The organism is Pseudomonas sp. Ma2-10 (assembly GCF_054330215.1).
This window is the reverse complement of the sequence record NZ_JBTEYL010000022.1, coordinates 1-26,237: the sequence shown is the minus strand read 5'-3', so window position 1 is coordinate 26,237 and position 26,237 is coordinate 1. Positions and strand designations below refer to the sequence as shown.

Genomic DNA, 26,237 nt, shown 5'->3' with positions numbered 1-26,237 from the left:
TCAAGGGCCTCTTTTTTATTGCATCAAGACTTAGTCCGGCTTGCCATCCACCACACCGGCGGTATTGTCGATCAAACTCTCGGTCGCCGTTTGCAGGAACGCTTCGAGCTTGAGCTTCAGCTCAGCGGTACGCGGTGCATCCAGAACGATCTCGGCGTGAGGTGTCGCGCCCAGTTCGTACTGGTACATCTTCGGCGCCATTTCCTTTTCCTTCGGCAACACCAGAATCTGATCAGCCGTGATGATGGCGGTGGTTTGCTCACTACCCGACGGCTTGATCACGCCGAAACCGGTGTCGCCTTCAGGCAGGTTGAGCAAATCGCGGCCCCAGCACTGATGACGCACTTCGCCACCAATACGGCCCATGATGGTCGGCACAATGTCGATCTGCGTGCCCACGGTATGGTCTCGCTCGCCGAATTTCTCCTGGATGCCCGGTGCGATCAACAACATCGGCACGTTGAAGCGACCCAGGTCCATTTCGGTGATCTGACGCTCGTTGCCAAAACCGTGGTCGCCAACGATCACAAACAGGGTTTCCTTGAAATACGGCTCCTTGCGGGCCTTTTCAAAGAACTGGCCCAGCGCCCAGTCCGAGTAGCGCATGGCGGTCAAATGCTCATTCAGGCTACCGCGATCGGTCACGCGCTCGACCGGCAATGGGGTCGGCAAGGCGTAAGGCGTGTGGTTGGACAGGGTTTGCAGCAGCGCATAGAACGGCTTGCCGTTTTCCCGCGCCTTGAGCTCTACCAGACCACGGTCGAACATGTCCTGGTCGGACACGCCCCAGGTCGGATCAGAGAACACCGGGTTCACGTAGTCGTTACGACCAATGAAGTTGGTCATGCCCTGGTTGCTGAAGAAACCCGACTGGTTATCCCAGGCGAAGTCGCCGTTGTAGACGTACACGTCGTCATAGTCACGGGCGCTGAGCAATTGCGGCAGGCCGGACAACTTGTGGCTGCCTTCCGGCGTCTGCATCAGGTATTCGAAACCTGGCAGGTTCGGGAAGCACGCCATGGTGGCGAACATACCCTGGTGGGTATGGGTCCCGTTGGAGAAGAAGCGGTCGAACAGCAGGCCTTCCTTCGACAGTTTGTCGAGGTACGGCGTAATGTTGCCCGGCGCACCCAAGGCGCCCACCGAGTGACCGGCCATGCTTTCCATCAGGATCACGACGACGTTCTTGATCGGCAGGGTCTTGTCGGCTGGAGGCGTGTAGTCGCGACGCACGGCTGCGGTTTCGGCATCCACCAGCTTGTCGTCCGCCATCACCAGCATGTCACGCACGACTTTCTGCGCTTCAGGCTGTGGCAGGGTGGCCTTCCAGATGTTGTCGCGATCTTCGGACATCCTGCTCTTGGCCGCGGCGACCAGCGACAAGGTGCCGTTGAGGCCCAACTGGTTGGCGAAGTTCGAGTCGGTGGTGTAGACGTCACCCCAACGCATAGGCGGGCCTTGGCGAAGGGTGCCACGAGCGGCGACCACGCAGATCAGCAGGCAGACGACAAACACCGCGATGCGTGCGTACCACGGGGCGACCTTGCGCGTGCCGATGCTGCCGCCGCTGAAGGGACCACGAGGCCGGGTGGCGCGGTCGGCGCCCTTGAACGCCAAGGTCAGGATCAACGTGCCCACGGCCCAGGCCAGCAGGTAGCGAACCACCGGAAAACCGTACCAGAGCATGCTCATCACGGTTTTCGGGTCTTCCTTCACATACTGGAAGACCAGGCCGTTGAGGCGCTGGTGGAACTCGCGGTAGAAGTCCATCTCCATCAGGCCCAGGAACAGGGCGATGCTCGAGACAATGGTCAACCAGAACCGGAAGAATCCGCGTGCAGCCATCGCTCGGACGCTGAACAGCGCCAGCAGCAATGGAATGCTGAGGTAGACCACCAGGCGCAGGTCAAAACGCAGACCGTTAGCGAACGCTTCAAGAAAGGTCGAAGCCGGGGTGTCGAGGATCATCTCACGGTTGTAAACCAGCAGCGCAAGGCGCAGCAGGCTGAACATGACCATCATGACCAGGGCACACAGCAGCGTGTAGGCCAGATGCGATTTGACGGTCGGTTGCAGCAGGCGACTAGAAGCTCGCTGCTGACTCAGGGCGTCCGGGTTTGCCATGTCGTTTTAGGACCCATTGGAAGTTGAAGTTTCAAAAATACAGCGGCGCGTTGCCCTCTGTTGGCCAGTACTCGGCCCCGGGGCTTGCGCAGTGCGCAAATGTTGCACGATCACCCGCGGCATTGCCATTGATTACTGTCCGGCATGTTTGGCGCGGGCGAATTGTCTTGGAGGCTTTGTGAAAATTTCGTGCAACGCATATTCGGAAACAAAATAAAACCGCGGCCTGAATTCAAAATGCAAACGCCCCGAACCAGTCGGGGCGTTTTATAAAAAAAGCAGCGCTGTTACTTCTCAGCGCGTTCTTTCAGGGCTTTCAAGGTATTGAACGGCGCATCGACCACAAATTTGTTGGCCACCATCGACGGTATGCTACCGCCCGGCTCGGTGTGCACCTGATAAGTCACTTCGATCTGATCGCCCTTGGGCACGAACTTCCAGAAACCGTCGACCTTGGTAACCCGCACGAAGCCTTTTTCTTCAGGCATATACTTCGGCACACCTTCGAGTTTACGGGTCAGGCTGCCATCAGCCCCCTCGAGGGTGGTCACATGCAGCACCGAATCACGCTCGGTAACCGGCCAAGGAGTATTGAACTGAGTGTAGGTCCAGCTCTGATCACCTTCGTGTTTGAGCAATTTCTGGGTCTTGCATTCGTGAATCCAGGCGCAGGCCCCCGGCACGTCTTCCTGCAAAGCACGCAGTTTGGCCATGGTGGTCTTCATCAGCGTAACACCACGGTAGGCCTTGTAATCGGAGCCGCCCACCTCGCTCAAGGAGATCTTGATGCCGTCCTGTTCCTTGGCGACTTTCCAGTCTTCGGCCTGAGCAGCCGTGGCGGCAAACATTACCGTCAAACCACACAACACAGCCATACGATGCAGCGAACCCATAATCTTATTCCTTATTGTTGAAGTTCCGTTCGTTGAATACATCACGCCGCCGTCATTTGCTCCCACCATCCCAGCAATTTGATCGCTTCGTCATTGCTGCTTCCGCAGACTTCGGGGTCGGCTTCGAATGCCGAGCAAACGGCTGGCCGTTCGGGTCTGCCGAAAATGCCGCACAGGTTTTCGGCAGAAAGTTGTACGCAACGTTCACCAGCGGGCTTGCCATTGGGCATGCCGGGAATCGGTGAACTGATGGAAGGGGCAATGCAACAGGCGCCACAGCCTTCACGGCATTTCATGACGACGCGCTCCTCGACGGGCGATATGTTAAAGGACGTGGCACAGAGTAACCGCTAAAACGCTTGTTTAAAATTATCTGGACCCGGTTTTTTCGCTTAAACGAGTGTGACTGACCAGTCTCCGACAAAGCGTCTGGCCAGCGAATCAAGAACGCTAAGACATTATCGTTTGAACTCGAACTCCAGGGCTGCGCCTTCGACTTCATGGCGCTCTTCGTTGCGCAGTTGCAACTGCATTTCGTTGCTGATCAGCCTCCCGTTAAGCTGAAACGGACCCGCCTTGTCACCAAACATTTGCGGGAATACTGCATCGTGCCGTGGTAACGCTACCGTACCGATCGGTTTCAGCTCCTCGGCCATGTCTTGGGGCAGGCTTAGATCCAGGCCGGCCGAAGGAAGCTTGGTTTTCGCGATCTCACTGGCGGGTTTGGACTTGGAGGCCATCGGCGGTCGCTTTTTCACCTTGGCCACTGTCTTTTTGATCGACGCGGCTTTCTTGGCGGGGGCAGGTTTTTTCGAAGTGGCGCTGGCTGCCGGTTTTTCTTGCGCGGAGGCCGCCAATACGCTTTCGGCCTGGGTGGTTATCAGCAGGCAGATCAATAGCCAGACGGCGGGAAAAATCGGCTTCATAGACCCAACGGTACCAACGGCAGGAGCCATATGCTCGCCTGTTGCAGGGGACATGACAAGCTCGAGCAGGAATATCCTGCCCGCCCCCTCAAAAGCCGCCGACCATCTCCTGACAGAGCTGGGTGGCGAGCATGCCCAGGGTCATCAATGCACGTTCGGCTTCACGGTTCCAGGGTGTGCCGCAGTTCAGCCGAATGCAGTGGTTGAACTGCTCGGTGTTACTGAAAATCAGCCCCGGCGCGATGCTGATGCCCTGCTGCAACGCACGAACGTGCAGCTCCTGCGTGTTGACCCGCCCCGGCAGGCTGACCCACAGAATGAAGCCACCGGTCGGCCGGGTCATCTGCGTGCCTTCCGGGAAGTATTGCTGCACCGCCAGCTGGAAAGCACTGAGGTTCTTGCGGTACTCCTGACGGATGTAGCGCAAATGTCGGTCGTAACCACCGTTCTCCAGGTACGCCGCAATACCCATCTGCGTGACGCTACAGGCCGAATGGGTGCTGAAGGTCTGCAAACGCTGGATTTCCTGCTGGTACTTGCCGGCAATCATCCAGCCGATCCGCACGCCCGGCGACAGGGTTTTGGAGAAGCTTGAGCAATAGATCACCCGATCCAGCCGATCGTAGGCTTTAAGTGATTTGGTGCGACCTTGCTCGAACATCAGTTCGCCGTAGATATCGTCTTCGACAATCTGGATATCGAAATCCGAGGCCAGGCGCAGCAGTTGCTTTTGCCGCTCTTCGGGCATAGTGCCGCCCAATGGATTGCTCAGACGAGTGGTCAGCACCAACGCCTTGATCGACCACTGGTTGGCCGCCAGCTGCAGGGCTTCAAGGCTCATACCGGTGGCCGGATCGCTCGGGATCTCGATGACCTTGAGGCCCAGCAGGTCAGCCAGTTGCAGCAAACCGTAGTAAGTCGGCGACTCGGCGGCGATCAGATCGCCTGGGCGTGTCAGCACTCGCAGGGACATCTGCAACGCGTCGACGCAGCCGTGGGTAATCACCACTTCCGAGGGATCGACCACCACGCCGGCATCGCGCATTCGGATCGCCACTTGTCGGCGCAAGGGTTCGAAACCCGGGCTGAACATGTAGCTGAACGCCCGCGGGCTATGGAAACGGGTGACTTTGGCCAGTTGCTGATGCAGCGCCCGCACCGGCAGATAATCAACGCTCGGTACCGCCGCGCCCAAGGGAAACACACCCTCGCGGCGGGATTCGACCAGGACTTGCTGGATGATACTGCTGCGCGTGACCAGGCCTGGACGCTCGACCCGGGCGATGTCCGGTGTCGGCGCGGTCAGGGCCGGGGTCTGGTGCACATAGTAACCGGACTGCGGCCGGGCGCGGATCAGCCCCTGATCCTCGAGGTTGGCGTAAGCCTGCAACACCGTCGCATGGCTGACGTTGAGCTGCGAGCTCATCTTGCGCACCGAAGGCACGCGCTCCCCCGGTTGATAGACGCCACGGCGGATGTCTTCAGCCAGTTGTTGAGCAATACGTTGGTACAGCAAGAGATTGGTCATGACGCAGCACTCGATTTCACGGGCATTTTATTCTTGTGTGAAACAATACCGGAACAGTTTAGAAGTGTACTGGGACAGTTGCCACAATAGTCGACCGTACAGTGCAGTGTCAGCAAAAACTGTACTGTTTTGTGAGTTGATTAGCAGACGTAAAAAAACCCGGCGCTGACGGGCAGGCCGGGTTTTCCAGTGACGCAGCCCTTAGCGGGCAGCGCCGAGCTGGCCTTTTTCGTCAGAGAACACAATTTCCACCCGACGGTTCTGTGCACGTCCCCGTTCGGAGGCGTTCACATCGACCGGATATTCATCACCGTAGCCTTCGACCTGAATACGTTTATCGTCGATGCCCAAGTCCATCAGCACGTCCGCCACTGATTGCGCACGGTCACGGGACAGCTTGAGGTTGTCCTGCTTGACGCCGGTACTGTCGGCGTAGCCTTCGATGCGCACCACGCGCTTGGGGTTGAGCTGCAGGAACTGCACGATCTTCAACACCACGCGGTTCGCCGAGTTTTTCAACTCCGCTTCGCCCGTGTCGAACAGCACGTCACCCAAGGTCATCACCAGGCCGCGGTCGGTCTGGGTGGTCGCCAGCGCGACAATCTGTTCTTCGAGCCACTTGCCCTGCTGCTGCACGCTCAGCAGCTTGGATTCGCGCAGGGCCAGTTGCAGGCGCTGACGCTCCAGTTCGAGCTTCGCTGCACGTTCTTCGTTGAGCACCTGATTGGTGTGTTCGCGCGCGATTTCGCTATAACGCTCACTCAGGTAAGCGTAATGCAGCACGTCCGATCCACTGCCCCAGTAGCTGGACAGACGATCGGCACGGGCCAGCGACTCACCGGCGCGAATCACATCCTTGGGCGCGATTCGCAGCACACTGGAATCCTCCTTGACCTTCTGGAAGTCAGTACTGGCCTGCTTTAACTCGGCGTCGCTGTGCTGACCGGCACAACCATAGAGGCTGGCGCAGCCTGCCAGGATCAAACCGCCCAGGGCATTGGTCTTGAGGCTCATTGGGCGTCTCCCAATTGCTTGCGCAGGCGAGTGATGCGGGTATTGAGCGCGTTCAACTGCTCCTCGCTCTTGAGGGTCAGAACCCGGGCTTCGGCCAGACGCGCATCCAGCTCCGCCTGCTCGGCCCGCATGCGCGCGTTCTTGAAGGATTGGTCGTTCATGCTGCCCTTGGCGCGATTGAACTTGTCTTCGGCCAGTTTCATTTCCGGCACGTCGGCGGCGGTAGCGCCCACGGCCTTGGCCTGTTCGAGTGCTTGTTCGGTCAGGCGCATTTGTTCATTCGGCACCGGATCGGCTGCACAACCCGCCAGAGCCAGAATGGCCAGGGCAGCGAAAAGAGGTCGAATACTCACTAAAAATCCCTACTGTTTTGGGGTACTGACAGGTTGTGGCTGCGGCTGCGAGAGCTGCGCCTTCCAGCGCTCGATATTGCGTTGCAGCACGGCTTCCGTCAGTCCGGACGCGGGCAATTCTGTCATCTTTTTGGCCAGCTGTCCGCGCAACCACGGATCGTTGCAGGCGGAGTTGTGGGAAACCGCGAGGAACAGGCCGGGTTTGTCGATCGGTTGTGGACGGGCGATCAGGTCGTTGGCCATGCTCAGCGTCTGCACGGCGGCCATGCCCGAGTAGCGTCCCGCGAGGACAAACTCCACCTCGCCCAACAGCAATTTCTGAAAGGCCTGGGTCAGGTTTGTCGTGCGTGTGAGGGTCAATTGCTGCTCGGCGAACATGCCGAATGCTGCAGTCATTCGAGACTGTTCCGACAACGCACCGGGGTGACCGTGAAGGTCCTGCGCTTCGTTGTAGACCAGCGTCGAGTCTTTGCGGGTCCAGATCAGGTAATCGTTTTCCCGCAACGGAGGATGAATGTAATCCAGGGTTTCCAGCTCACTGACCGTCAATGACGCATCCGCCAGTATGTCCATTCGCCCGCTACGCACTTCGTCCAGGGCCTGGGAGCGCTTGCCGGCGTAAAGCAGTTCGACCTTGATTCCCAGCTCCCCCGCCACGTGCTGCAACAGGTCAGCACTGGCGCCGATCAAGTACTTGGGGTTCTGCGGGTCTTGCCACAGGTACGGTGGCGCATCGGGGCTGCCGGTCACCACCAGGCGTTCGCACTTGCCTGCAGCGACGGACAGCCCGGAAAATACTGTCAGGCCCAACAGTAATGACCCGCCATAAACGCGGCGCAAATCCATGGAGACACTCTCCCACTCAAATCCGAAACAAAAAAAAGCCCGACCAAAAGGTCGGGCTCTTTATAAGTCAGGCCGCTGGATTAAACCAGCTTCTCAAACTCTGGGATGGCTTCGAACAGGTCCGCCACCAGGCCGTAATCGGCCACCTGGAAGATCGGCGCTTCTTCGTCCTTGTTGATCGCAACGATCACTTTGGAGTCTTTCATGCCGGCCAGGTGCTGGATCGCGCCGGAGATACCGACGGCGATGTACAGCTGTGGAGCAACGATCTTGCCGGTCTGACCGACCTGCATATCGTTGGGTACAAAACCGGCGTCGACCGCGGCGCGGGAAGCACCGACGGCCGCGCCCAGCTTGTCGGCCAGGGCGTACAGGTGTTTGAAGTTGTCGCCGTTCTGCATGCCGCGACCGCCGGAAACGACGATCTTGGCAGCGGTCAGCTCCGGACGATCGGACTTGGCCAGTTCTTCGCCAACGAAGCTGGAAGTGCCAGCGTCGTGAGCCGCAGCAACGGCTTCAACAGCGGCCGAACCACCTTCAGCCGCCACCGGGTCGAAACCGGTGGCACGCACGGTGATCACTTTCACTGCAGCGTTCGACTGAACGGTAGCGATAGCGTTACCGGCGTAGATCGGGCGCTTGAAGGTGTCAGCGCTTTCAACCGAGATAATCTCGGAGATCTGGTCAACATCCAGGGTCGCGGCAACGCGCGGCAGGATGTTTTTGCCGTTGGAGGTAGCGGCAGCCAGGATGTGGCTGTAACCAGTGCCCAGTTCGGCGACCAGCGGCGCTACGTTTTCCGGCAGTTGGTGAGCGTAGGCGGCGTTGTCGGCCACCAGCACTTTAGTCACGCCAGCGATTTTCGCCGCGGCTTCAGCCACGGCGCCAACGCCCTGGCCTGCAACCAGAACGTGGATATCGCCACCGATTTTGGCGGCAGCCGCCACGGTGTTCAGCGTGGCCGGGGCCACGACCTTGTTGTCGTGTTCAGCGATTACCAAGATAGTCATGATTAGATTACCTTCGCTTCGTTTTTCAGTTTCTCGACCAGTTCAGCCACCGACTTGACCTTGATACCCGCGCTGCGTGCAGCTGGCGCTTCGACTTTCACAGTCTTGTTGGTGGAGGCGGTGGAAACGCCCAAAGCGTCCGGAGTCAGCACTTCGAGAGGCTTCTTCTTGGCTTTCATGATGTTTGGCAGGGACGCGTAGCGCGGCTCGTTCAAACGCAGGTCGGTGGTGACAATGGCCGGCAGTTTCAGGGAAACCGTCTGCGCGCCGCCGTCGACTTCGCGAGTCACGGCAACCGTGTCGCCGCTGATGTCGACTTTAGACGCGAACGTACCCTGACCGTAGCCGCTCAATGCCGCGAGCATCTGGCCAGTCTGGTTGTTGTCGCTGTCGATGGCTTGTTTGCCAAGGATCACCAACTGAGGCTGTTCCTTGTCGACAACAGCCTTGAGCAGCTTGGCAACGGCCAGCGAAGTCAGGTCTTCAGCCGATTCGACGAGGATGGCGCGGTCGGCACCCAGAGCCAGCGCGGTGCGCAGTTGCTCTTGAGCGGCGGCCGGGCCGATGGAGACGACGACGATTTCAGTCGCAACACCTTTCTCTTTCAGGCGTACGGCTTCTTCCACTGCGATTTCGCAGAACGGGTTCATCGACATCTTGACGTTGGCGAGGTCGACGCCGGAATTGTCCGCCTTGACGCGAACCTTGACGTTGTAATCCACAACGCGTTTGACAGCTACAAGAACCTTCATGGATTCCTCGTTACTCTCCGGTGAAAAGAAAGTCGCCTAGGCGAACCTGGCGGTTTGATGCTCATCGGCGCAAGGGCACCTCTAAAAACGCTGGCAAAGGTATCAAGTGACAAGCGCTCACGATGAAGATGACCGTTCGTCAGCGGTGACTGACGAGTCATTCATTATCGCGGCGTGTAAACTGCGCGCCAGAACCTGCGCTACGCATCACCTTTTACTGCCATCGCCCTGTCTTTAGAGGTGCTCTTGAAACCAACAGTCAGCCTACGGCGAGCGCAAAACCGACCGTATATTGACCGGAACACCTATTCCGGTCAATACGGCAAAATGGCCAGTCATAAGCCGCGTGACTTTGATTTCTCTGGCTTTGAGCCGATTCAAACAAACGTTTGTATTGGACGCTAGGAGTGGTGTAGATATAATGCGCCACCTTAGAGAGAAAGGTGGCTCATCGATTGTCCTCTTCCTGCATTGCGCAGGAATTCATGGATGCGACACCAAACCTCCAATTAGAAAAAAACTGTTGAGCCTTGAGTAGGAGATAACCTGTGGAACGCGAATACATGGAATTCGACGTGGTCATCGTCGGTGCCGGCCCCGCGGGTCTTTCCGCCGCCTGCCGCTTGAAGCAGAAGGCCGCCGAAGCCGGTAAGGAAATCAGCGTCTGCGTGGTCGAAAAAGGCTCCGAAGTCGGTGCTCATATCCTGTCCGGCGCCGTGTTCGAACCACGCGCCCTGAACGAATTGTTCCCTGACTGGAAAGAACTCGGCGCCCCGCTGAATACGCCGGTCGTGCGCGATGACATTTATGTGCTGCGAAGCGCAGAGACCGCCACTAAGGTGCCTGACTTCTTTGTGCCCAAGACCATGCACAACGAAGGTAACTACATCATTTCCCTGGGTAACCTGTGCCGCTGGCTCGCCCAACAGGCCGAAAACCTGGGCGTGGAAATCTACCCGGGCTTCGCCGCCCAGGAAGCACTGTTTGATGAGAACGGCGTAGTTCGCGGGATCATCACCGGTGATTTAGGCGTTGACCGCGAAGGTCATCCAAAAGAAGGCCTGTACACCCCAGGCATGGAACTGCGTGGTAAATACACGCTGTTCGCCGAAGGTTGCCGTGGGCACATCGGCAAACAACTGATCCAGCGCTTCAACCTGGCCAGCGATGCGGACGCCCAGCATTACGGCATTGGCCTGAAAGAAATCTGGGAAATCGATCCGGCCAAACATCAGCCAGGTCTTGTGGTGCACACCGCCGGCTGGCCGCTGGACATCATGAGCAACGAGAACACCGGCGGCTCGTTCCTCTATCATTTGGAAAACAACCAAGTGGTGGTCGGCCTGATCGTCGATCTGTCCTACAGCAATACTTTCCTGTCGCCATTCGATGAATTCCAGCGCCTCAAGCACCACCCTGTACTCAAGCAATATCTGGAAGGTGGCAAGCGCATCAGCTATGGTGCCCGCGCCTTGGCCAAAGGTGGCATCAACTCGTTGCCGAAGATGGTATTCAAAGGCGGGGCGCTGATCGGCTGCGACCTGGGCACTATGAACGTGGCCAAGATCAAGGGCAGCCACACGGCGATGAAGTCCGGCATGCTCGCGGCCGACGCGGTGGCTGATCGCCTGTTCGCTGACTCCGAAGGCGGCGACGAGCTGACCAACTACGTCGACAACTTCAAAAGCAGTTGGCTGTACGACGAATTGTTCGCCACCCGAAACTTCGGCCCGGCAATGCACAAACTCGGTCCGATCATCGGTGCAGGTTTCAACTGGTTCGACCAGAATATCCTCGGCGGCAAACTACCGTTCACCTTGCACGACACCAAACCGGATTACGCTTGCCTCAAGCTCGCGGCCGACTGCAAGAAGATCGACTATCCGAAACCGGACGGCAAGATCAGCTTCGACAAACTCAGCTCGGTGTTCATCTCCGGTACCAACCATGAAGAAGAGCAGCCGTGCCACTTGAAGTTGACCGATCCGAGCATCCCGATCGCCAAGAACCTGCCGCTGTACGATGAGCCTGCCCAGCGCTACTGCCCGGCCGGCGTGTACGAAGTGGTGACGAAGGAAGACGGCGAGAAGCGCTTCCAGATCAACGCCCAAAACTGCGTTCACTGCAAGACCTGTGACATCAAGGACCCTGCACAGAACATCACCTGGGTAGCGCCGGAAGGCTCTGGCGGCCCGACTTACCCGAACATGTAAGTTGAACGCCTGAACATCAAGGCTCCCGAACGGGGGCCTTTTTGTTGTCTGTCAGGCAGCGCGCTCATCACCGGGATTACGCTCGAAGTAGCGCTTGTACTCGCGACTGAACTGCGACGTACTTTGATACCCGACCCGATGCGCCACCTGCGCCACGCCCAAACCTTCGGCCACCAGCAACGTCTGCGCCTTGAGCAAGCGCAAGCGCTTCAAGTACTGCACGGGCGACAACAACGTGCTGCGTTTGAAATGTTCATGAAAGGTCGACGCACTCATGTTCGCGCAACTGGCCAGGGTTTCGACGTTCAGCGGCTCGGTGTAATGCGCATGCAGATGGCTGAGCGACGCCGCGATCCGGGCGAATTGTCCCTGTTGCTCGACCAACGCCCGCAGCACATCGGCTTGCGGCCCGCGCAAGGCGACGAACAGCAACTCACGTAATCGCGCCTGCCCCATAACCTGGCATTCCAGCGGATCGTGCAGGCAACGCAGCAACCGTTCAACACAACCACGCATCGCATCGTCGAGCACCGCTGAGGTCATGGACTCTGGCGTTTGCGCCGCAATACTACGCCCCGGCGCCAGCCCCATGGCCAAGACCAACTCACCGAGCAACACCCGGTCGATGGCGATGGAAACGCCCAGCATCGGGCCATCGGGCGCTGAAAACGTCTCGCATTCGAACGGCACCGGCAATGCCTGAATCAAATAGTGCCCGGCGCCGTACTCCAGCGCACGCGGCCCCAGATACGCCAACTTGCTGCCCTGGGCGATGATGACCAGACTCGGCTCGTAAATCTGCGGGCCGCGAGCCACATCACAACTGGCCCGTAACACCTGCACCCCCGGCAACGCCGTGGGCGCGAAACCATCGCGATTAGTCAAAGGCTGAATCAGCGAAACCAGCGTGGCATTGGCATCCAGATGACGGGTCAGCAGCATGAGAATTCTTCACAAAAAAGTCGCGGAAAGAGGGATGACAGCATCATCGCAGGTCTGATGGCCAATGCGACCCATTGAAGGCTGATGTCGGAGGATTAGGCATGACACCCGGAGGAATCGCCATGGCCGGTCGACGGTGCGGCGCCCAGAATGCTCCACCTCACCCGTCACAGCTTTTGCGAGGTTCATCATGTACACCGCCATCGGATACGCCGCCCAGTCGGCCACCACTCCCCTCGCCCCCGTAAAATTCGAGCGTCGCAGCCCACGTGCTGACGACGTTGCGATCGATATTCTCTACTGCGGCGTCTGCCATTCCGACATCCATCAGGCACGCAACGAGTGGGGCATTGCCGTTTACCCACTGATGCCCGGCCACGAGATCGTAGGTAAAGTTACCGCCATTGGTGCGAACGTCACGAAACACAAAATCGGCGATCTGGTCGGCGTCGGCTGTATGGTCGACTCCTGCCGCAGCTGCGAAGCCTGTCAGTCCGACCTCGAGCAATATTGCCTCGAAGGTCCGACCATGACTTACGCCACCCCGGACCGAGTCGACGGCAGCAACACCATGGGCGGCTATTCCGACAGCATCGTGGTCAGCGAGCACTTCGTGGTGCGCATCCCCGAGAAACTTGACCTGGCCAGCGCCGCGCCAATCCTCTGTGCCGGCATCACCACCTATTCACCGCTCAAGCACTACGGCGTGAAGGCCGGCGACAAGGTCGGGATTCTCGGCATGGGCGGCCTCGGCCACATGGGCATCAAGTTCGCCAAGGCGATGGGCGCGCAAGTCACGTTATTCACCCGCTCGGCGAGCAAGGCTGAAGAAGGTCGTCGCCAAGGGGCTGACCACGTGATCGTGTCCACCGATGCCGAACAGATGAAGGCCGCCGCAGGACATTTCGACTTCCTGCTGGACACTATTCCGGTGCAACACGACCTCAACCCCTACCTCGATACGCTACGTTTCGACGGCGTGCACATTCTGGTGGGTTTGATCGAACCGGTCGATCCACCGGTGCACGCCGCCAAACTGGTATTGGGCCGTCGTGTGCTGGCCGGCTCGCTGATCGGCGGCATCGCTGAAACCCAGGAAGTGCTGGATTTCTGCGCCGAGCACAACATCACCTGCGACATCGAAATGCTCGACATCCACCAGATCAACGAGGCTTTCGCCCGCATGATCGCCGGTGACGTGAAGTACCGTTTCGTGATCGATATGGCGACACTGAAAGTCTAATCAGACCTTCGCGCCAAGCTCCGCCGAAAGCCGAGCCGTGACCCCTTTGATCAGGGGAATCAGCTCGGCCATTTTCTCCAGCGGCATATATGGCACGGTGCTGGCGATGCTGATGCCGGCAACGATGCGCTTGCTGGCATCACGGATCGGCGCCGCCACACAGCGGATCGACGGTTCGTTATCTTCCAGATCGAACGCATAACCGCCCGCCACATACTCGACCATCCGCTGCTGAAACTGCACCCAGGACTGTTCCGGGTGCTGCGGCCAAAACTGGCTTTTACCACCCGCCGGCAAGCTGACTTCGTACAGCCGCTGCCACTCTTGTTGCGTGTCATCGAGCATCAGCGCCTTGCCGATCCCGGTGCGCGCCAACGGCATGCGATGGCCAACCCGCGAACGCATTTCCGGGCCATTGCGTCCCGGATTCTTGTGCAGGTACAGCACTTCGTCGCCTTCACGAATCGCCAGGTGAATGGTGTCACCCGTCAACACCGACAACTCATCCAGATACGGTCCGGCCAATGTGACCAGCGGCAATTCTTCACGCGCCTGGAAGCCCAGCTCGATCAGCTTCGGCCCCAACAAATAACCGACTTGCGGCACCACCCGCAGATAACGCTCGTCCACCAGACAACTGGCCAGACGATGGGTGGTGCTGCGTGTCGTGCCGATCAGGCGGGCGATTTCCTTGAGATCGCGGGCGCCATTGGCCACGGCCTGAACCACACCCAAACCACGAAGCAGTGTCTGGGTGCCGGTCGGTGCGGCGTCCTTGGCGATTTTTGGGGCATCTTCCTGCATATCCAGCCTTAACCGTTGAGCGAGTGAACGGGCGGCATTATGGTCGCCCGAATGCTGCAACTACAACTTGATACGCTCGACTTTACCTACCAGCAAGATGTAGGAAAGCGCGCCAATCAACGCCAGAACCGAGATATAGGTGATCGCGGGAGCGAACGAATCACCGGTCGCGAGGAAACCGATGACGATCGGCGTGGTAATCGCCGACAGGTTGCCGATGAAGTTGAACACCCCACCGGTCAACCCGAGCAATCGCGCCGGGGCCAACGTTGAAACCAGCGACCAGGTGATCGAAGCCAGCCCGTTACCGAAGAACGCCAACGCGAGGAAGGCGATCACCAGCGGTGTCGACTCGACGAAGTTGGCGCCGATGATCGAAGTGGAAATCAGCAGGCCGCCAATGATCGGCAACTTGCGAGCGAAACCCACGGTGTAGCCGCGGCGGATCAGCCAGTCAGAGAAGAACCCCGAACAGAGCACACCGACGAAGGCGGCGAGAAACGGCAGCGACGCCAACAGGCCGGACTTGATGAAGTCCATACCGCGATACTTCACCAGGTAGGTCGGGAACCATGTCAGAAAAAACCACAACGTCGAGTTGAGGCAGAACTGGCCGAGGTAGATACCCCACAATTTGCGTTTGGTCAGAACGATGCCGAGGTCGGTCCAGCTGAATTTGGCTTTGACTTTGGCTTGTTCAGCCTGGATATCCACCAGCCCGCCACCTTCGCGGATCAGCTCGATTTCGGCGTCATTTGTGCCTTTGAAATCCCTAGGTTCGCGGTACACCGCGTACCAGATCACCGCCCAAAGAACACCCACTGCACCGGTGCTGACAAACACCATGTGCCAGCCATATTGATGCTGCAGCCAGGCCAATACCGGTGTCAGGAACGCCAGACCGACGAACTGCCCGGACGTATAGAAACCAATGGCGGTAGCGCGTTCGCGCTCGGGGAACCAGGTAGTGACCACACGGCTGTTGATCGGGTACGCCGGTGCTTCCAGTGCACCGACTGCCATGCGCAATACGAACAGTGCGATGAAGCTGGCGGCGAAGCCGAGCATGATGGTAGCGATCGACCACAGCAGCAATGCGACGCTATAAAGAATCCGCGGCGGCACCCGATCTACCAGCCAACCGCCGGGGATTTGCATGGCGGCGTAAGTCCAGCCAAATGCGGAGAAAATCAGCCCGACGTGAATAGGATCGATGCCCAGTTCGCTGGTGAGTGCCGGGGCGGCGATGGACAGGTTGCTGCGGTCCAGGTAGTTGATCACTACGGTGATAAACAGCAGCACCATGATGAAAAAACGCTTGCGACTGGGCGTCACCAACGACGCCTGCCCCGTGAGGGTTTGCGGTTGCATGGGGTATGCCTCTTCTTATGTTTATTGAGGTCGTAGGTTTTGATCGTTCCCACGCGCAGTGGGAACAATCTTGTCGATCACCGCGCGGGCATCACCACTCAGCAAAGCTGCCATCGGCATGGCGCCAGATCGGGTTGCGCCAGCGATGGCCGACTGCCGCACGTTCGATGACGTATTCCTCGTTGATTTCGATCCCCAGGCCCGGGCCATTCGGGATTTTCACGAAGCCTTTGTCGTAGTCGAACACCCGCGGGTCCTTGACGTAATCCAGCAGGTCATTGCTCTCGTTGTAATGAATGCCCAGGCTCTGTTCCTGGATGAACGCGTTGTAGCAAACCGCATCCAGCTGCAAGCACGCCGCCAGTGCTATCGGGCCCAACGGGCAATGCAGCGCCAGCGCCACGTCGTAGGCTTCGGCCATGTTGGCGATCTTGCGGGTTTCGGTGATACCACCGGCGTGAGACGCGTCCGGCTGGATGATGTCGACGTAACCTTCGCTGAGCACACGCTTGAAATCCCAGCGCGAGAACAAGCGCTCACCGAGGGCAATCGGGGTGCTGGTCAGTGGCGCCAATTCTTTCAGCGCTTCGTAGTTTTCGCTGAGTACCGGCTCTTCAATGAACATCAGCTTGTAAGGATCAAGTTCCTTCATCAGCACCTTGGCCATGGGCTTGTGCACCCGGCCATGGAAGTCCACGCCGATGCCGACGTTCGGGCCCACCGCATCGCGCACGGCGGCGACGTTGGCCAGGGCCAGGTCGACTTTCTCGAAGGAATCGAGGAATTGCAGCTCTTCGGTGCCGTTCATTTTCACCGCCGTGAAACCACGCTCGACGGCCTCTTTCGCAGCGCGAGCGGTGTCCGCCGGCCGGTCGCCGCCGATCCACGAATAGACGCGAATCTTGTCCCGCACCTGCCCACCGAGCAGATCACTGACCGACACACCCAGGGCCTTACCCTTGATGTCCCACAACGCCTGATCGATACCGGCCAGCGCGCTCATGTGGATTGCGCCGCCCCGGTAGAAGCCGCCCCGGTAAAGCACGGTCCAGATGTCTTCGATGTTGCGTGGGTCTTTGCCGATCAGGTAGTCGGACAATTCTTCAACGGCGGCAGCAACGGTGTGAGCGCGGCCTTCGACTACAGGTTCGCCCCAGCCGGTCACGCCCTCGTCGGTTTCGACCTTGAGGAAGCACCAGCGCGGCGGAACGATGAAGGTGGTCAGCTTAGTGATTTTCATCTCGTACTCTCTTTTTGTAGGTGCAGCTCTTGTTAGATGCAGCGCTCGCAGCGCCAAAAAGTCTTAACGCAGAGCGTTCCATGCAGCGACATACGCCTTGGCGTTTCCCGCCACTTCCTCTGGCGTCATGCCCGGTTTGAACAAGCCGGAACCCAAGCCGAAACCTTTGACGCCCGCGTCGATAAACACCTGCATGTTGTCCGGCGTGATCCCGCCGACCGGCGCCAAAATCGTTCCCGCGGGCAGCACCGCGAGCCAGGCTTTGACGACTGCGGGGCCCATCTGCTCGGCCGGGAACATTTTCAGTACGTCCGCCCCTTCGGCCAATGCCGCAAAGGCTTCAGTCGGCGTCGCCACACCCGGCGACAGGAACAACCCCGCCGCTTTCGCTGCACGTAACACCTTGGCATCGCTGTGCGGCATGACGATCACTTGGCCGCCCGCCGCTCTCACTTGCTCGACCTGCTCCGGCGTCAACACTGTGCCAGCACCGATCAGGCAATCGGCGGGCAAGGTACTGCGCAGGATGCGGATGCTTTCGTACGGTTCAGGGGAATTGAGCGGCACTTCGATGACGCGAAATCCGGCGGCGTAAAGGACTTCGCCGATGGCTGCCGCTTCTTGCGGGCGCAGGCCACGCAAAATCGCGATCAGACCGTTTTGCGCCAATGCTTGCTTGAGCATGTCAGACCTCCAGTCAGGTTTAACGGAATGAGTGTGGTGCGATCAGTCCGGCGGCAATCGCCAGCTGCCACAAGCCGCGTTCGGTGGCTTGTTCGGCCTGGGCCACCCGGGCAAAACCACAGGCGTCTAGGGCTCGGCTGTAGCGGGCACAGAGTTGGGCATTACCGATGAGGATGATCGAAGGCAGATGAACGCTGTTGCGTCGGCGTCGCTGCACGCTGGCCAGCGCCGACAGCTCATGGCCGATCAACAAGCCGGACAAGTAATCCGGTTGAGCGGTGGCGCTGAGTTCGCCGGTCAACCCGAGGCTGCGGGCACTGAACACTGTCGACAGCGGCCCGATCTCGCCCTCCGCCGACAGCGCCACCTGCACACCACGATCAAAGGCGTGACCATCGAAAGACGCGCCCTTTTGCTGAGTACGCCCCAGAATGCTGTGCTCACTGAGCACGGCGAAGACTTCGCCGGTCATGAAGGTATCGAAATGCACAATGCAGCCGTCGGCCACTTCCACCCATTTCGAATGACTGCCCGGCAAGCCGATCAACAGATCATTGCCCGCCTCGGCCGGTAGACTCTGCAGCACGCCGAGCACCTGGGTTTCTTCACCACGCATCACGTTCGGCAGGCGCGAACGTTGAATCACGCCCGGCACGATGTGCACATCGACACCGCGAAGACTGCGAACCGTTTGTAGGGAAGTTCCGAGATTGCCGACGTTCGCTGGCGTATCGCGGTAAGCCGCTTCACGCCAGCCTTGTGCGCTGCCGACCATGCCGCAAGCAATCACCGGCAAATCTGGCTGCGCGTCGAGCCAGTCACCGCAGGCCTCATCGAAGGCCAGTTCAAAACCGTCGGCACATTCCTGACCCGCGATCATTCGCGGCGTCGTGGGCAGTTGCATGATCCCCGACGACAGCGAACGCTGTTCGAGCACCTGGCCACCCGCGGCGAGTTTGTAAGCACGTAATGAGGTTGTCCCCCAATCGAGCGCGATCAATTGCGCCAGCATCGCTTCACCTGTTTTGTTTATTGGCAGTGAGTGAGCTGGACTATAAACCCGGACGCAGGGAAATCTCAATATATAAATATCACTCCCACATAATGGGACGATCTTTAGCAGACACCGGTTGCGATCTAGCCCTCGGCAAACTCCCGCAACACCGCCCCATCCATCCGATACCGCACCCACTCTTCCTGCGGCTGCGCGCCCAACGACTTGTAGAACTCGATCGCCGGTTTGTTCCAGTCCAGCACGCTCCACTCAAATCGACCGCAATCATTGGCACAGGCGATTTTCGCCAAGTGGCGCAGCAAGGTTTTGCCCGCCCCGCCGCCACGTTGTTCGGGGGTGATGTAGAGGTCTTCGAGGTACAGGCAGTTGCTGCCGAGCCACGTGGAGTAGCTGAAGAAAAATACTGCGAAGCCGATTGGCGAGCCGTCGCGCAAACAGATCAGGCCGTGGGCAGTGGCGCCTTCGCTGAACAGGCTGCGCTCGATGTCGGCGACGCTGGCGATGACTTCGTGGCGGGCACGTTCGTAGTCGGCCAGTTCGGTGATGAACCCGAGGATTTGCGGTGCATCGCTCGGGGTCGCCGGGCGGATCTCGATCGTCATGGACGTGCCTTCGTCAAAAGTGGAAAACGCCATACTAAGGTGGCAAGCGGCGCTCGTCACACTGGAAATTCAAAGCGGATCCATGGAGCATGTCGCTGCAAAAGACGTCTTCACTTAACAGGATGTTTATGAACATTGATGCTTTCGCACCACTGCAACTCCTCGCTGCGCAACTGCTGCCCCACGCGCTGGAACCCTCAGAGGACGGCGCCCATGATCTGTCGCACTTGCAGCGGGTGTGGCACAACGTGCGTACGCTTCACGCTGAAGAAGGTGGCGATCTTGAGGTGCTGCTGGCGGCAGTGCTGTTGCACGATTGCGTGGCGGTAGAGAAGAACTCACCGCTGCGTTCTCAGGCGTCGCGACTGGCTGCCAAAAAGGCATCGATCATGTTGGCGGACATGGCCTGGCCAGACGCAAAAGTCAGCGCGGTTGCCCATGCCATCGAAGCACACAGTTTTTCCGCCAACATCGCGCCGGCCACGCTCGAAGCCAACATCATGCAGGACGCCGACCGTCTCGACTCCCTTGGCATGCTCGGCGTGGCGCGAACCTTTTACGTCGCCGGACGTATGGGCAGCGCGTTGTACGACCCGCAAGATCCTGAGGCGAAGGCACGAGAATACGATGACAATCGTTTTTGCCTCGACCATTTCCAGACCAAACTGCTGCACTTGGCGGACGGATTCCAGACGACCACCGGACAGCGTCTGGCGCAGATTCGTCACGAGCGCCTGAAGGGCTTCATGGAGCTGTTCAAGGAAGAAATAGGCGTCTTCTAAACCACTAACCCTGAAATCGATAACCACAGACCTGACATCGACGCCTTGAGTGATAGATAGATGAAGCTCTCTTCTATCGGGTCAAGGAACCGCGTCATGCCTAGCGCAACACCCCAAGTCTCCAGCAGGTTGTTCGGCCTGTTTTGCCTGGCCAGCTATTTGCTGTCGCTGTCTTATGGTTCGACCTTTTTGCTGTCGCTGTTGATCGGTACCCGCGGCCGCGTGTTCACTCGACTATTCATTGTTCTTCCTCGGCTTCATGGGCGCAGCGATCAGCAGCCGCATGCTGATCGCCGGTTTCGTGGTCAAGCGCGACCCGTTCCGGGCGTCCTGCCTGCTGTCGGGCTTGATGATGGGCTCGATCCTGATGTTTGCTTTTGTGGTCGACGACGGGTTCAGCTACGTACTGGCGGCGGTGATGCTCGGGGTCGGTTACGGACTGACCTATTCAGTGATCAATGGCCTGGCGCCGAACCGTTACCAGCAAAGCGCTGCAGCAGGCCTAGACCGTTCGTCGCTCATCAGGCACCAATCCAAATCGGGGGTGGACCAATATCAGGTAAGGACTCTAATTAAATGGACCTATCCACATCCATGAAGAGGTAACCATGAACGCCGATATAAACCTTGAGAAAGAAGTCCTGACCCGTCTGCTGCATGCCCATCCAAGCGGTTTAGGCAAAGAGGTCCTGGACAATTACCGGGGGGAGAAAGTCGTGGCCAGCACGCTTGCCACGCTGCAGGATCGTGGATTGATCCAGCATGGTCATGTGATCTGCAACGAGGCCGGCGAGCACTCGTTGAACTTGCCGATCAAACTCAGTGCCGCCGGGGTTGAGGCGGCGCGCAAGCTGGATATTTAAGCAGCTGAGGGCCCTTTCGCGAGCGTGCTCGCGAAAGCGGCCGATCAGGCACCGAACGTCTGGCGGATTAACTCATCCACCTCAGCCGTCCCCGGGGAAGTTGCCGGCCCCCACCGAGTCACCGCCAACGCCGCCGCCGCATTAGCCCGCCGCGCCGCGTCAATCGGTACCAGCCCTTGCGCCAACCCGGCCACAAATACCCCGGCATGGGCATCACCCGCGCCGTTGCTGTCCAGCGCCTCAACCTTGAAACCCGGCACATGCTGGCGGTCTCCGCGCTGGTGGATCCAGCACCCTTGCGGGCCGTCACGAACCACCATCAAGACGTCGGTCGGCAGATGATCGGCCAACCGGTTCAACGCCTCGGCAATGTCCGACGCACCGGTAAACTTCAACGCCTCGACACTGTTGCTGGTCCACAGATCGATGCGCGCCAGCAAAGCTTGCATCAACGGCTCATCCGGCGAATCCACCAGCGGGCCCGGATCGAACACCACGTTGATGCCGCGCGGCAAATCCAGCACCCAATCCACCAGCGCCTGGGCTTTTCCGCCATGCAGCAGGCTGTAGCCGCTGACGTAGACATAGTCACCCGCCTCGGCCGGCACGCTGGCCAAATCCTCGGCAGTCAACTCACCTTCGGCACCGATATAGGAAATGAAACTGCGCTCGGCGGACGCTTCGGTCAACGCGACGCACAATCCCGTATCCCGTTCGGCGCGGTGAGTGATGCCGATCCGAATGCCTTCAGCCTTCATCGCTTCACGGGCAAGATCACCGAAACGGCCGGTGCCGTGGCGACCGAGGTAAACCACCGGCAGACCATTGCGCTGGGCGGCAGCCATCACATTGAAGCCGCCGCCAGCCTCGAAACTGGCGGACTGCGCCAGCACGTCGCCCCCCGAATGCGGCAGTTTATTCACGGCCATGACCAGGTCAATCATGACCTGGCCGGTGTGCAGCAATCTAGGCATGAGCGTTCTCAACCAACGCGGCGCGACGATCCCTGGCGCCACCCAGTACAAAGTAGATCCCGCCAGCCACCAGGAACGTCACGATCCAGCCGAGGCCGTTATGGCCCAGCCAGGAGTCGGACAGGAAACCGCGGAACCAGACGGTTTGTTCGGTCGTACCAATGGTGGTGAAGCTGAAGCCCAGCGTGATCGCCAATGCCCACGCACCGAAGGCGCGCCACTCGATACCGCCGCTGTACCAGTAAGCGCTGCTCGGGCTGACGTCCAGCAGATCGTTGGGGCTGTAGTAATGACGATGGATCAAGTCGACGACGAAGATCCCGACCCACGCGGTGATCGGCACCGCCAGCAGCGAAATGAAGGTAATGAACGGGCCGTAGAAACTGTCGGCGATCAGCATGAAATAGATCGAACCGGCAAAGATCGCGACGATGTCCACCACCACCGCGTAAACGCGCTTGACCTTCAAACCGAGTGTCAGCGTGGTTAATCCGGCGGAATACACCGACAGGTTGTTTGACAGCAGCAACCCGCCGAACGCGGTGATCAGGTACGGCACGGCCATCCAGGTCGGCAGCATGTTGCGGATGGCAATGATCGGGTCAGTGGCCGAAGCCAGGTCATTGTTGCCCACTGACAGCAAGCCGCCGAGGGTGATCAGCAGCACCAGTGGAATCCCCGCACCGAACGCTGCCGAGGCCACCAGACGCACGGCTTTGACGCTGCGGTGCTGGTAGCGCGACATGTCGGCACCGGCGTTGGCCCAACCAATCCCGGTGCCGGCAGCCATGGTGCCGACGCCAATAATCATCGCGCTAAGCGGTGCCGGTGTGGCATTGAACACCGCGCTCCAGTCGATGGTGGCGCAGAGGAAACCGCCCACCAGAATGTTCAGCGCGCCGAACACGTAGGTTGCCCACTTCTGGATTACCAGCAAGGTGGCGTGACCGAGACCCGACACTGACAGGGTCAGCAGCACGAAAATCGCAATGAAGATCAACGTCAGCACAGGTGCGCTTTTAGCTTCCACCGGCGAGCCGAACAGGATTGAGCACAGCGACAACAATACGAACGCGGCGGTGGTGGTGTTGACGGTTTCCCAGCCCAGACGCGACATCAGCGAGACCAGTGTCGGACCGATGTTGCCGCGCACACCGAAGATCGCTCGCGACAACGTCAGGCTCGGTGCGCGACCACGGCGACCGGCAATGGAGATGATCCCGACCACCGCGAAGGAACCGGCGGCACCCAGGATCGCGACGATGATCGCCTGCCAGATCGCCAAGCCGCGAAAAGCTACAAGAGTCGCCCCTAACGGCAGGCCGAGGATGGAGATGTTGGCAGCAAACCAGACCCAGAACAGCTGCAGCGGATGACCGTTGCACTCCGCTTCCGGCACGGGCTCAATGCCACGGGTTTCCAGTTGCCCGACGCTTTGCCCGGCGTTCGATGAACTCATGTGAAATGCTCCTGTTGCCTTTGTTGTGGTTGTCGGCAAAACAGATTGTTGAGCGTTGGCAGAGCGCGTCTCAGCGCAGGGCGAGGAGCCCTTTTACCAACGGTTCCAACTCCAGATCGTTAACGGTTTTGACCTTGTCGATCATCGCCACCGGCCAACTCTCAAGGCCCAGGCAGGCCCCGAGCATGGCGCCGAGAATCGCCGCGATGGTATCAGTGTCGCCACCAAGGCTCGCGGCCATGCACAGCGCTTCGAACGCGTTCATTTCACCAATGGCCACTTGCTGGGCCAGGGCAAATGAGACCACCACCGATTCCTGTGAAGCCACCGAAGTGCCGATCACGTCGTACATCAAATCCGCCAGCAATGCCTTGTCGCTGTCGACACTGAGGGTCCGCGCCCAACTGATGCGCGAGGCGATGCGCCCGCCAGCCACCCAGTAGCCGTGACTTTCAGCTTGCTGAGCGATTTTCTGGCCGAGGTTCAACGCCTCGCCCAGGTCCATGCCGTTGATACCGGCCGAGACCACCGCCGCCACCGCCGCCGCGCTGGAGATGCCCAGCGTAGTGTTGTGGGTGACCTGGCAAGCCTGCACGACAGCGTTGATGAATGGCTCAGGGTGGGCGACGTTCGCCGCGATTGCGACCGGCGTTATGCGCATCGCCGCGCCATTGGTGGTGCCGTAGCGTCCTGCTTCTTCCGGCGAGTGGCCGGCGAGGATCATCTCGACGGCACGTTTGGTCGAAGGGCCCAGCAAGTCTTGCGAGCCCTTGGCCTGCATCGCGGCTTCCCATTCGATCAGCCGTTGAGCGAGCACCGACGGCTCGATCCGCCCCCCGCCTTCAACCAGTAATTGGCCGACCAGAATCGCCTGTTCGGTGTCGTCGGTGATCGAGCCTTTGAGCATGTTGGCGGCGATCGGTTGATCGGGGCCTGCGTCTTCCAGATCAGTGATTTCGCCGAAGCGCACCTTGATCTCGGCACGGCTCAACGATTGAGTCGGCATGCCCAGCGCATCGCCCAGAGCCAGTCCGTAGAACGCGCCCAATGCACGATTGAGCGCGGTCATTTTGGCTCTCCAAACTGCAAGTGCAGGCGAAAATGTACCGGGTCGAGCAAGCTTTCGACCTGCTCCATGAATCTGTTTTTCCGGTCGTAGGTGGTGCGCAAGGCTTTGAGGAAAACCGTGCCTTCCGGACGGCCGAGCAGTTCGGCGTCTTCGGCGTTCAAGGGCTCGGCGCCGATCCATTGATCGCCGCGCTCGCCGATATAACCGTAGGCGGCCAGAGTGATGGTCAGGGAGTTGTCGATCAGGCCGACCCGCGGCAGGCTTTCCAGGCCTCCGGTGGCGGGCATTAATGAGCGTTCAAGGGAGACCAGCTTGCCTTCGCTGGAACGGCGGCGACGGTCGAGGGTGATGAATTGGTCGGTGCCGAAACGCGGCAACAGATCAGGACGGGTGACCGCCTCCAGTCGCAGCACTTCGGTATTGATCAGGGCACCGCTGTCGGCCAGGGCCTGGGCCCAGCCGTTGCGTTGATCGAGCACCACGCCGTCGAAGGTGACGATGGACCCCACCCCGCTTTGCGTCGCGATGTAGTTGCGCCGTTTCAACTCAGCCAGGGCTTCGCGCAACGTGCCTCGGCTGACTTTGAATTCTTGAGCCAACTGATGCTCGCCCGGCAATAGAAAGCCGTCCTCCATGAGGCCGCTTTCGATGCGCCGGATGAGTTCATCGACCACCCGTTGTTTCTTGTCAAATCGTACCTGTCTAATCATGTACAACGTGATAACCGAAACGGGGTGGGGCGAGCAAGGAATATTTAGGGGAAGTGACAGAAGGAGTTACACACGATCGTTCCCAAGCAGAGCCTGGAAACGATCAGTTAGCAGGAGATGGTTAGCGTTGTTTGAGGCGGTCAATCACGACAGCCAACAGCAAGATCAAACCATGCACGGCGCAGGCAATCACCGAACCCGCCGACAAATCGAAGTGCCCGGACGCCAGGCAATACACCGTGGTGCCGCTGGCGGCCAGGTTGAGGATGATCTGGTAGATCTCGGCTTTGGCGCCGCGATCGATCAGGCCGAAACTGGCCGGCAGATGCCCCATGCCACGGTCATTTCCGGGACCCGGTGCAACTCTTGATGGATCACTGCAACGCCACTGCCGATACTGTCGGCGGTGGACTTGAAGACCCGTGCCTGCTCGCCGAGCTTTTCCAGTTCCTGCTTGAAGTTCTCGCGAGTGATCAGCGTTACGTCGTCCATCGCAGTGTACTTCGGCGGTTCTTTGCCGGTGGTGACCTACTCGTACATCATGCTGGCGGTGTTGTAGCCCTCGATGTGCGGGCTCGGCAGCATCGAGCCGAAGAAGCCGCTGTTGGCTTTCTTCAATTCGCCGATGGCATCGGTGCCGTTGATACCAATGCCGAGTGGGTGGCGTCCATACTGCCGGGTACGTCGAGGGTTTTCAGCGCCGAGAACGGAATGGGGTCTTTGGGTAATCCCCCCTGAAAAAAGTACTCGTCGGAAGTAGAATTTTCTCCTAATCGGATCAAGGAAATTTTAAGTGAAGACATCGCGTTTTTCGGATAGC

Annotated in this window: 26 protein-coding genes and 2 pseudogenes; 5 read left to right on the top strand and 23 right to left on the bottom strand. The window is 59.2% G+C overall.

The genetic code is table 11. From position 1 onward, the window contains the following. Positions 1-30: 30 nt before the first annotated feature. The 10 genes from ACXPVS_RS21505 to ACXPVS_RS21460 form a co-directional block, all read right to left on the bottom strand. On the bottom strand, positions 31-2,124 hold the full coding sequence (locus tag ACXPVS_RS21505) for an LTA synthase family protein (protein WP_458511723.1): 2,094 nt from the start codon (positions 2,122-2,124) through the stop codon (positions 31-33). A gap of 287 nt (positions 2,125-2,411) precedes the next feature. Beyond that, the gene (locus ACXPVS_RS21500; protein ID WP_458511722.1) at positions 2,412-3,017 is read right to left on the bottom strand and encodes an START domain-containing protein; all 606 of its coding nucleotides are present in this window, start codon (positions 3,015-3,017) and stop codon (positions 2,412-2,414) included. Between the two features lie 41 nt (positions 3,018-3,058). Then, entirely contained in the window at positions 3,059-3,313 is a 255-nt protein-coding gene (locus ACXPVS_RS21495) for a YkgJ family cysteine cluster protein (RefSeq protein WP_458511721.1), read from the bottom strand. A 162-nt stretch (positions 3,314-3,475) separates the two neighbouring features. Next, positions 3,476-3,943 carry a translation initiation factor 2 gene (locus ACXPVS_RS21490; RefSeq protein ID WP_458511771.1) on the bottom strand — a complete coding sequence of 156 codons (468 nt, stop codon included), beginning with the start codon at positions 3,941-3,943 and terminating at the stop codon, positions 3,476-3,478. Positions 3,944-4,031: 88 nt separating this feature from the next. After that, positions 4,032-5,471, bottom strand: a complete 1,440-nt coding sequence (locus ACXPVS_RS21485) for an aminotransferase-like domain-containing protein (protein WP_008146981.1) — start codon at positions 5,469-5,471, stop codon at positions 4,032-4,034. A gap of 201 nt (positions 5,472-5,672) precedes the next feature. Further along, complete coding sequence (locus ACXPVS_RS21480; RefSeq protein WP_458511720.1) at positions 5,673-6,485, bottom strand: OmpA family protein; 813 nt, start codon at positions 6,483-6,485, stop codon at positions 5,673-5,675. Next, complete coding sequence (locus ACXPVS_RS21475) at positions 6,482-6,838, bottom strand: DUF4398 domain-containing protein (protein WP_458511719.1); 357 nt, start codon at positions 6,836-6,838, stop codon at positions 6,482-6,484. Before ACXPVS_RS21475 ends, ACXPVS_RS21480 begins: the two co-directional genes overlap by 4 nt. Positions 6,839-6,847: 9 nt before the next feature. Beyond that, positions 6,848-7,684, bottom strand: a complete 837-nt coding sequence (locus tag ACXPVS_RS21470) for a substrate-binding periplasmic protein (RefSeq protein ID WP_458511718.1) — start codon at positions 7,682-7,684, stop codon at positions 6,848-6,850. Between the two features lie 80 nt (positions 7,685-7,764). Next, complete coding sequence (locus tag ACXPVS_RS21465) at positions 7,765-8,694, bottom strand: electron transfer flavoprotein subunit alpha/FixB family protein (RefSeq protein ID WP_458511717.1); 930 nt, start codon at positions 8,692-8,694, stop codon at positions 7,765-7,767. A gap of 2 nt (positions 8,695-8,696) precedes the next feature. After that, a complete protein-coding gene (locus ACXPVS_RS21460; protein WP_458511716.1) occupies positions 8,697-9,446 on the bottom strand; it encodes an electron transfer flavoprotein subunit beta/FixA family protein in 750 nt (249 codons plus the stop codon). 548 nt (positions 9,447-9,994) lie between these two features. On the opposite strand from ACXPVS_RS21460, the gene ACXPVS_RS21455 reads away from it, so the two are divergent. Continuing rightward, a complete protein-coding gene (locus ACXPVS_RS21455) occupies positions 9,995-11,659 on the top strand; it encodes an electron transfer flavoprotein-ubiquinone oxidoreductase (protein WP_458511715.1) in 1,665 nt (554 codons plus the stop codon). 51 nt (positions 11,660-11,710) lie between these two features. On the opposite strand, the gene ACXPVS_RS21450 is transcribed toward ACXPVS_RS21455, so the two are convergent. After that, entirely contained in the window at positions 11,711-12,601 is an 891-nt protein-coding gene (locus tag ACXPVS_RS21450) for an AraC family transcriptional regulator N-terminal domain-containing protein (protein ID WP_458511714.1), read from the bottom strand. A 190-nt stretch (positions 12,602-12,791) separates the two neighbouring features. Between ACXPVS_RS21450 and ACXPVS_RS21445 the strand changes: the two genes are divergently transcribed. After that, positions 12,792-13,844, top strand: a complete 1,053-nt coding sequence (locus tag ACXPVS_RS21445; RefSeq protein WP_458511713.1) for an NAD(P)-dependent alcohol dehydrogenase — start codon at positions 12,792-12,794, stop codon at positions 13,842-13,844. Here the strand turns inward: ACXPVS_RS21445 and ACXPVS_RS21440 are convergent, their stop codons facing one another. The 6 genes from ACXPVS_RS21440 to ACXPVS_RS21415 all read right to left on the bottom strand — a co-directional run bounded on the left by ACXPVS_RS21440 (position 13,845) and on the right by ACXPVS_RS21415 (position 19,560). Then, entirely contained in the window at positions 13,845-14,648 is an 804-nt protein-coding gene (locus ACXPVS_RS21440; RefSeq protein WP_458511712.1) for an IclR family transcriptional regulator, read from the bottom strand. Between the two features lie 60 nt (positions 14,649-14,708). Beyond that, positions 14,709-16,019: an MFS transporter gene (locus ACXPVS_RS21435; RefSeq protein ID WP_458511711.1), complete on the bottom strand. Its 1,311-nt coding sequence runs from the start codon at positions 16,017-16,019 to the stop codon at positions 14,709-14,711. 91 nt (positions 16,020-16,110) lie between these two features. After that, positions 16,111-17,259, bottom strand: a complete 1,149-nt coding sequence (gene dgoD, locus ACXPVS_RS21430) for a galactonate dehydratase (protein WP_008152275.1) — start codon at positions 17,257-17,259, stop codon at positions 16,111-16,113. A 63-nt stretch (positions 17,260-17,322) separates the two neighbouring features. Next, entirely contained in the window at positions 17,323-17,943 is a 621-nt protein-coding gene (locus ACXPVS_RS21425) for a 2-dehydro-3-deoxy-6-phosphogalactonate aldolase (protein ID WP_458511710.1), read from the bottom strand. Positions 17,944-17,962: 19 nt separating this feature from the next. Continuing rightward, positions 17,963-18,955: a 2-dehydro-3-deoxygalactonokinase gene (locus ACXPVS_RS21420; RefSeq protein WP_458511709.1), complete on the bottom strand. Its 993-nt coding sequence runs from the start codon at positions 18,953-18,955 to the stop codon at positions 17,963-17,965. A gap of 125 nt (positions 18,956-19,080) precedes the next feature. Then, positions 19,081-19,560, bottom strand: coding sequence for an N-acetyltransferase family protein (locus ACXPVS_RS21415; RefSeq protein ID WP_458511708.1), 480 nt, complete (start codon positions 19,558-19,560; stop codon positions 19,081-19,083). A 128-nt stretch (positions 19,561-19,688) separates the two neighbouring features. On the opposite strand from ACXPVS_RS21415, the gene ACXPVS_RS21410 reads away from it, so the two are divergent. From ACXPVS_RS21410 to ACXPVS_RS21400, 3 genes and pseudogenes are all read left to right on the top strand, one after another. Further along, a complete protein-coding gene (locus tag ACXPVS_RS21410) occupies positions 19,689-20,342 on the top strand; it encodes an HD domain-containing protein (protein ID WP_458511707.1) in 654 nt (217 codons plus the stop codon). Between the two features lie 214 nt (positions 20,343-20,556). Then, positions 20,557-20,865 (top strand): annotated as a pseudogene (locus tag ACXPVS_RS21405) (MFS transporter); the annotation flags it as partial. An 85-nt stretch (positions 20,866-20,950) separates the two neighbouring features. Continuing rightward, entirely contained in the window at positions 20,951-21,205 is a 255-nt protein-coding gene (locus tag ACXPVS_RS21400; RefSeq protein WP_458511706.1) for a hypothetical protein, read from the top strand. Positions 21,206-21,249: 44 nt separating this feature from the next. On the opposite strand, the gene ACXPVS_RS21395 is transcribed toward ACXPVS_RS21400, so the two are convergent. The 6 genes and pseudogenes from ACXPVS_RS21395 to ACXPVS_RS21370 all read right to left on the bottom strand — a co-directional run. After that, the gene (locus ACXPVS_RS21395) at positions 21,250-22,179 is read right to left on the bottom strand and encodes a PfkB family carbohydrate kinase (RefSeq protein ID WP_458511705.1); all 930 of its coding nucleotides are present in this window, start codon (positions 22,177-22,179) and stop codon (positions 21,250-21,252) included. Next, entirely contained in the window at positions 22,172-23,638 is a 1,467-nt protein-coding gene (locus tag ACXPVS_RS21390) for a purine-cytosine permease family protein (protein WP_458511704.1), read from the bottom strand. The genes ACXPVS_RS21395 and ACXPVS_RS21390 overlap by 8 nt, the downstream gene beginning before the upstream one ends. A gap of 70 nt (positions 23,639-23,708) precedes the next feature. Beyond that, positions 23,709-24,707, bottom strand: a complete 999-nt coding sequence (locus ACXPVS_RS21385) for an ADP-ribosylglycohydrolase family protein (RefSeq protein ID WP_458511703.1) — start codon at positions 24,705-24,707, stop codon at positions 23,709-23,711. Then, positions 24,704-25,417: a GntR family transcriptional regulator gene (locus tag ACXPVS_RS21380; RefSeq protein ID WP_458511702.1), complete on the bottom strand. Its 714-nt coding sequence runs from the start codon at positions 25,415-25,417 to the stop codon at positions 24,704-24,706. The genes ACXPVS_RS21385 and ACXPVS_RS21380 overlap by 4 nt, the downstream gene beginning before the upstream one ends. A 121-nt stretch (positions 25,418-25,538) precedes the next feature. Beyond that, entirely contained in the window at positions 25,539-25,751 is a 213-nt protein-coding gene (locus tag ACXPVS_RS21375; protein WP_458511772.1) for a hypothetical protein, read from the bottom strand. A 98-nt stretch (positions 25,752-25,849) separates the two neighbouring features. Further along, positions 25,850-26,148, bottom strand: a pseudogene (locus ACXPVS_RS21370) (arabinose ABC transporter substrate-binding protein); the annotation flags it as partial. Positions 26,149-26,237 lie beyond the last annotated feature (89 nt).